The organism is Veillonella dispar (genome assembly GCF_937975875.1).
Classification (GTDB): domain Bacteria; phylum Bacillota; class Negativicutes; order Veillonellales; family Veillonellaceae; genus Veillonella; species Veillonella dispar_B.
Map to the genome: position 1 here is coordinate 1 of NZ_CALJSP010000181.1, position 3,150 is coordinate 3,150.

The following is a 3,150-nucleotide window of genomic DNA, read 5'->3' on the forward strand; positions in this document are numbered from 1 at the left end:
ATTAAAAGCTTATGCAGCAGAGCATGACTTAAAGGTTATAGACTTCTATACAACTTTATATGAAGCAGATCAAATAGGCCAAATTGTTTTTGCTGGTGAAGTACATCCCAATGCGCGTGGCTATCGTTTGATGGCCTATAAGGCATTAGAGATATTTACAAGACTATAATTAAAGCATCATAAAGCTAATAATTCATAAATTTATTAAGTTAAGGACCTAGTTGGTAAGATACATCATCTTAATTTGCTTAGGTATGAAGGTTAGACCTTAGATCCTGAGCTTTATAACTAGCTAAAAAAAATCCCCGAATGAGATATCTCATTCGGGGATTTGGTGATTTATATAGTCTTTAGGTGTGAAGGCTTGTAGCTTTCACCATTATAGTTAATTCGTAACGAATTATAGTTAGAATTAGCGAGTACGTGCGTTAGATACGCGAGCGGATTGTGCAATTGCGTATGCAGTACCTTTAACTAAATCGTAAGTATCAGCAGTGTTGCCAGATACTGTTACAGCTGCTACAGTGTCGTCAGTTACTGCGAACAATGCAGTTGCGTAAGGGTGTTGTGCACCATTTGGAACTGTTACAGCACCAGATTTAACAACGATGTAACGGTTGCCGTTGTTGAAGACGTCGTAATGAGCAGCTTGTTTTACACCATCATAGCTTTCATTGTAAGCGAACAATGCAGCTACTTCACCGCCTGCTACTTGACCAGTTTGTTGCATGGAACGCAATTTAGCAGCTGCTACAGCTGTTGGTTGAGTCATGTTAACAGTGATACGCAAGGAGTTGTTGTTTACAACTGCTTCAGTGATTACGTTTGTAGAGAATACATTTGCAACGCCGTCGCCAGCACGGTTGTAGGAGCTAGCAGTTTTCACTTGGTAGCCGTTAGTGTATGCAGGCAAGTCGTAAGTGTAAGATTTGCCGTTCAACAACAAGTCGAATGCGTTTAATTGGTTAGTTTTATAACGGGAAACATATGCACTACCATTGCCATTAGCTGTTACGGAAGTTACAGTTTCTTGGTATACAGGTTGGCTGTTAGTAGCGATAGGGTCCATGATTTGAAGACCTACAGCTGTTGTTTCAGGTGCTACGAAGATTGGATCGCCTAATTCTTTAGATACAGGCATTTGTTGAGCCATGTCACCTGCTGTGTAAGGTACCGCTGGTAATGGTTTGTAACCAGGGCGTGGTGCGCTTGTTACATAACCAGATTGGTACGCTGGTGTAGCTGCTTGAGGTGCAGCGTAAGTATATTGTTCAGCTGCAGCACGTTCGTAAGCGCGTGCGTTAGCATCAACGGATGCTGCGAAAGCAGAGAAAGACATAGTTGTAGCTGCGAATACTGCGAAAGCAGCTGCTAAATGTTTTTTGTTCATAATAATTCACTCCTAAATACATGATTTTTTACAAATAACACAAATACTAATCTGTATTATATATGAAATTCTGTTAATTGTAAATAAAATATAAAATATTTTCTTAATTATAAACAAATTTAATCTAATGAGTCAAATATTGTACAATTTGCCTTTAATTACCCCATAATTAGGCACAGAATATCATATTACTATATAATAGTATTTATGTATAATGACATTATTATATCGAAAAAAATAGTTTTAGGCTATACCTAAGAACAAGAAATATATAAATTAGATGAAATTTGTGAATTATATAAATTATATAAATTGAGATGGTGAAAGTTTCACTAGGGAGGTCTCATGAGTATTAGCGTCTATTATGGACGAGCAGGATCTGGTAAGACACGTGCCGTATATGAACGGATACGTCAAGTTATGACCGATTGTCCAGGGGAACCTATAATCTTACTTGTTCCTGAACCAGCTACGTATCGAGTAGAGCGAGAGCTTGCCGAGTTTATGCCTGAAAAAGGCTTTACCACGGTTCGCGTCGTAGGTTTTGGTCGTTTGGGTTACCAAGTATATCAATCCATAGGCTCCAAAGGGGCCGGTCAATCAAGCTTATCTAGCTTTGGCCGGTCTATGTTGTTGCGCCTTGTTATGAAACGAAAACAGAAGGAACTAGGCCTCTTAGAACAGGCTACCAAGCGTCCTGAGTTTTCTTCTGTATTACAACAGCTATTTTCTGAGTTTCGCGCATTTCGCGTAGGTCCTACCGACCTAGAACGTGGGGCGGAGTCTGTAAAAAATAAAGTATTACAAAAGAAATTGCGTGAACTTGCCATTTGTATGGCCGCTTATGAAGAGGAAATCAGTCGTCATGGGGAACGCGACATCGATCCTATTATGGAAATTGTTGAGGCTTTGCCACAGTCTCCTCTGATGGAAAATAGTCATGTCTTTATCGATGGATTCCATTGGTTTACGCCTACACATTATGAGTTGATTTATACCTTGTTTGATTTGGCTAAGGAAGCGGTTATAACCATCGACTTACCGATGGCTCCGAAGGCGTTAAATCTCGCTCGTCGAGGGGAACATCTCTTTAGTCGCCCTTTAGAAATTTATGATACCTTAGTGGGTCGTTATGGTTCTAGCATTAACTGGGTTGGATTTGATGGGAAACGGGGTCCTCAAATCGTACAAGAATTAGAATCTAATTACTTTACTAGCCCTAGCAAGCCAAATCCTACAGATACTACGATACCGCTCATTCGTGGCTACAACAGAGAGCGGGAAGCTGATGGGGTGGCTCGCCGTATTTTAGCCTATGTGGAGTCCGCTCCAGAGGCTCGATACCGCGATGTGTGTATTATGCTTCGCGAGTCGGAAACGTACGGGGATACCTTAGAGAAGGCCTTCAGTCGTTATGGTATTCCGCATTTTATCGACCGTCAGCGGCCTATGAAAAACCATCCATTAGGCGAATTGTTGACAGCCCTCTTTGATATCGTTCGCCATAGCTACAGTCGAGACAGCATGTTCTTATTGCTTAAAACAGACTTGATGCCCCTTACCCGTGAGGCCGTAGATGAATTAGAAAACTACGTACTCGAGTTTGGTATCGACCATTATAAATGGGAACGTGAAAGCTGGCCGTATTTACGAGGCTTTCATGAGGGGCAAGATGAAGAAAGTCACTCAGATGCACCGCGTAGAGCCCGTGTTAATCAAGCACGACAAACCATTATGGATATTCTATCCCCGTGGTTTGA

2 protein-coding genes and 1 pseudogene are annotated in these 3,150 nt (G+C 41.1%); 2 read left to right on the plus strand and 1 reads right to left on the minus strand.

Annotated elements, in window-relative coordinates:
- Positions 1 to 169, plus strand: a pseudogene (locus Q7P05_RS09645) (lipase); the annotation flags it as partial.
- Positions 170 to 412: 243 nt separating this feature from the next.
- On the opposite strand, the gene Q7P05_RS08985 reads toward Q7P05_RS09645, so the two are convergent.
- A complete protein-coding gene (locus Q7P05_RS08985) occupies positions 413 to 1,390 on the minus strand; it encodes a hypothetical protein (RefSeq protein WP_105093665.1) in 978 nt (325 codons plus the stop codon).
- A 345-nt stretch (positions 1,391 to 1,735) separates the two neighbouring features.
- Here Q7P05_RS08985 and Q7P05_RS08990 point away from each other — a divergent pair.
- The coding region (locus tag Q7P05_RS08990) for a PD-(D/E)XK nuclease family protein (RefSeq protein WP_303931744.1) at positions 1,736 to 3,150 on the plus strand (1,415 nt) is incomplete at its 3' end.